Origin of the sequence: Leucobacter sp. UT-8R-CII-1-4 (genome assembly GCF_030010235.1) — a bacterium.
Classification (GTDB): domain Bacteria; phylum Actinomycetota; class Actinomycetes; order Actinomycetales; family Microbacteriaceae; genus Leucobacter.
The window spans coordinates 1-4,476 of record NZ_JASCRS010000007.1; the positions used below are offsets into that span (position 1 = coordinate 1).

Here is a 4,476-nt window from a genome sequence, read left to right on the forward strand (position 1 = left end):
GTTCAACGACTGCGGCTGCACCAGCAACCCAGGCCACGCGTCAGGAGCCATCCACGAACCAGATGCCGCATCATAGGAACGCGAACCAAACGCGACCACACCAGTACCCGCATCTTGAAGCTCACCGGTATATCCGTACGGGCTGGTAAACCCATCGGTCTCATAGCTCGGCAGACCAAACTCGGCATACGAGGCGAGCTCGCGAATATCCGCATCCACCACATCAGCAACACCGCCAGCCTCAGCTACAACCGAACCCAACCGGTCAAGAAGTGCCCAACGCGCTTCGCCCGTCACCTCAGAATCGATCCCGGCAAGCTGCCCGAACACACCCCACACATTCGACGAAGCACCATGTAGGGTCGATACCGACCCGAGTTGCGCACCACCAAAGAACGACGACGTGACCGCTTCGTTGCTGTACTTCGTCTCAGCTTCGCGAGACACCGGGCGACCAAGCCCGTCATACGTGACCCGTGTGCTGCTCACATCATCACTCGTGCGGGTCGGCTCGTTACGCCAGTCATACCCATACGTCGCATTCTCGGCACCAGATACTGCCGTGCGTCTGCCTACTGGGTCGTAGCTGTAATTGCGCTGTTCGAAGCTTGTTTCGTCACTCGCTATATCGAGTTTTGAGGTTTGCGACGACAGCAGCTTGTTGCCGGGCCCGAACTGTTGTGTGAGCGTGCTCACCACATCGTTCGTGGCAGTTTCAGCGAGCAGGCGATTCCCTGCCCCGTCATACACGAAACGAGACTGAGCGACCGCTTCTGGGTCGCCGGTATCGGTGAGTAACTGCGTGGCGGTCGCGCCGACCAGCCGGCCCAGACCGTCGTAACTGAGTTCCTGATGCGATTGCGACACCGGCTCGGGAGATACCGGTTCAACAGGCAGCACATCATCAAACGCAACAGCGGCGACTCCCCCGGTTGTAAGGATCGGGTCTACGTCAAACCCGGGATCAAGATCCGCTTCGGGATCAAAGCCCGGCACCTCAAGCAGCGTACGATCAGTCGTCGCAACTTTCCCGGCAGGCGTGTAGCTGTAGTCAAACTTGAGCGCGCCGCCAAGACCCACCGGATCATGTGGCTGCGGCGCGATACGTCGTTTCAGATAGTCGCCGGTTTTCACGCAGAACTTGTCTTCGCCCTCAAGATTCGGCAGCGCATGCCCGTCAAGATACGAAGCGACACCGTCAGCGGCACACATTTGCGCGTCACGCTTTGGATTGAGTGGTTGGCGGCCTGGCGGCACCTCAAGCAGACCGTCAGCACCACCATCAAGTGGCTCGCTAAGCCCGTTATACGCCGCGGCTGATTCAATCTGTAACCCAGCCAACTGCTCAGCATGGATCATGCTCGTCACCCGGCCAGCACCATCGTGCGTAAGCTCCGTGCGCACTCCGTCACCGCGCACAATTTCACGCAACAACCCGGCAGGCGTGTAGCCGTACGAGGTTTGACCCCACGACGATTGCAGACCACTCATGCGCCCAGCCTGGTCGTACGAATACTTCACCCGGTACCCGACACCGTCATCACCACCCGTGAGGCTGCTCCCTGAACGGACATCAGCGCTTGCGAGTTCGATCAGCTGCCCGGCAGTGTCATAGCTTGCTCTGGTCGTGTTGCCGTCGACACCGGTTTCTGCCGTCATTCGGCCCACCTCGTCGTAGCGCCATATGGTGATGCCGAGCGGTTCGCTCATCACGATGGGCCGCCCAGCACCGTCGTATTCAAACCACACGGTGTTCATTTGTGTTTCCTGTTTCAACACATCACCGCCCGCCGAATAGCTGGTTTTCACCACCTGCCCATTCGCGTTCGTTTGTGCGACCACACGCCCAGCAAGGTCATACTCGCTCGTGGTCACCACGCCATCAGCGCCACGCATCAGTGTCCGCCTGCCCGCCCGGTCATACTCATACCGAGTCACGTCACCGTTCGGATTACGAATCAGCGCAAGCAGCCCGTTTTTGGTGTATTCGTATTCGGTGCGCACATTCGTATCGACATTCACGATCGGTGCCGTCTCGTCTGGGTCTATAAGGCCTGCCGGGTCACGCGGTTCACTGCCAAGGCCACCCGACACATTCCCACCGGCCTCGTACCCTTCTACCACCGCGACCAGCTGCCCGGCATCGTCATACTCATACCGGGTCACCCGCCCATCAGCATCGATCGTCGCGGTCTGCCGACCCGCGAAATCATATTCATACCGGGTTGTTCCGCCGGCACCGTCCACCGCAGCGACGACCCGCCCGGCAAGGTCGTATCGTTTCTCGCTCCGGTTCCCGTCAGCATCAATCACTGCGGTCTGCCTGCCTACGGCATCGTATTCAAAGCTTGTCACCGCACCGACCGCATCAGTCACCGATGCCACCCGGCCAGCCGCGTCATACTCATAGCTCGTCACTGCACTAAGCGGGTTCGTGACGCTCACGAGTTGGCCAAGCGAGCCATAGTCGTACCTGGTCGTCTCGCCGAGAGCGTTGGTTGATTCGAGTATCTGCCCGTCAGCATCAAGCACGAACCCAGTCGCCGCCCCCACCGGGTCGATCACCGCGATCAGGCCGCCGTCTGCGTCATACACAAACTCGGTCGTACGTTCGTCAGCGTCAGTCACGAAGGTGACCCGACCCATCAGGTCATACGCGATCGTGGCTACGCCGCCGAGCGGATCGGTCTGGGACACGAGGTTGCCGACCGCATCATATTCGTAGCTCCACTCGCCACCCTCGGCATCAGTGACCTTGGTGGGCCTGCCTGCCGCGTCGTAGTTCGATCGGGTGGTGTTGCCTGCCGCGTCGGTTTCGGCGACTTTTCTCCCTGCCCGGTCAAGTTCTGCCTGCCATACACCGCCGAGCGGGTCGGTCACCGCCGTCACGCGGCCAATCGGGTCGACCTCGCGCAGAGTCTCGGCCCCCATCGGGTCGATGGTTGCCACAAGTGCGTCTTCCCTGTTGTACCGGTACGTGGTCGTGCCGCCCTCGGCATCGGTCACGCTCGCGACCCGGAACAGGCTGTCCCACGTATACGTCGTCACCCCACCATCAGGCGCGATCGCCGAAAGCAGGTGCCCGTTTCGGTCGTAGCTATACCGCGACACGTTGCCGAGCGCATCGGTACGGGTCTTCACGTTGTCGGCCGCATCGTATTCGTAACTCCACACGATGCCGTTCGCGTTGTATTCGCGTGTGAGGCGGTTCGCGGTGTCGTACTCGTAGAAGCTCGCCACCCCTGCTGGCGACACCCGCTTGGTGAGGTTTCCGCGCCCGTCATAGTTGAACGTCTCGATCGCGCCAGAGGGCCAGATGATCTCTGCCAGATCCCCTGTCGTCGTGTAGGCGTAGTCGATCGCGCCGCCATCTGCTTGCACAGTCCGCGTGCGTAGACCCTTCTCGTTTACCGTGTGGGTGACGGTCCGCCCGAGTGGATCGGTCTGCGTGAGCAACTCACCCGTTGGGGTCCAGGTGGATCGCCACACACTCCCGTCAGGTCGCGTTTCACGCGTCACGTTCCCGTACGAGTCATACTCGTACGTTGTTATGCCACCGTCGGGCTCGACTGCTTCAGTGACCCGGTTGGCTGTGTCGAATGTGAACTCGGTACGCCCACCCGCAGCATCGGTGATCCCGGTAATACGTGCACGGCTATCCCACTCGAAGAGATGCGTCCCGCCCTCGTTATCGGTATACGTCGTGACACCGTTGCCGTAGGTGAAGGTGCGCAGATTCTGTTCGGAATCCCACTGCTTCACCACACGACCAGCACTGTCGTATTCATTCTTCAGGTAGGTATCGCCTACCGCGTCTTTCGCGGTCAGCATTCGGTGTGCACTGTCATAGCTGAATGCGCGTACGCCGCCGTCTGGCGCGGTAATACTCACCAGGTTTTGACCGCCGTCATACGCGAGTCGCCACACCCTGCCGTCCGGGTGCGTGAACGAGGTGATCTTGCCAAGCGCATCATTTTGCACCGTCACCTTCTGCCCTGCCGCGTCAGTGATCGCGGTCAGCGGCAGAAAATTCTGGGTCGCTGTCGGCGCCCCATAGCTGAGCGTGGTGGTGTTGCCTTGCCGGTCGGTCTGCGAGATGAGTTCACCGATCCCCTCAATATCTGAGGCGTCATAGCGCCACACCTCACCGGCATCAGATTTGAGTTCCAGCACCCCGCCGCCAGCTTCGGAGAGGGTAAGGCCCAGCCCGGTCTCCCCCGTGTACCCGTTCGTGCTGTTCTTGTTGAATACGAAACTTGCGCCGTCGCCGCGCACCACGAGCACCGAACCGTCATCAAAACGTTGAGCCCGGCTGCCTAAGCCGAACGACCAGCCGGCACCTGTTCTGGTGAGTCTGCCGTCTTGCGAGTTGTAGACCAGCCCAAGTTCAAGCTGCTGCGCACCTGGCCCGTCGAGCGTAAACAGCGGCTCGCTCTCGATCAGGTTGCCTGTCGAGAACGACACCGGGTCAGCACC

General features: G+C 60.6%; 1 protein-coding gene. It reads right to left on the reverse strand.

The window, feature by feature from the left end; translation table 11 throughout:
• Window positions 1–4,476, reverse strand: a 4,476-nt coding sequence (locus tag QBL02_RS13780; protein ID WP_282727018.1) for a DUF6531 domain-containing protein, incomplete at both ends; no start/stop codon positions are given.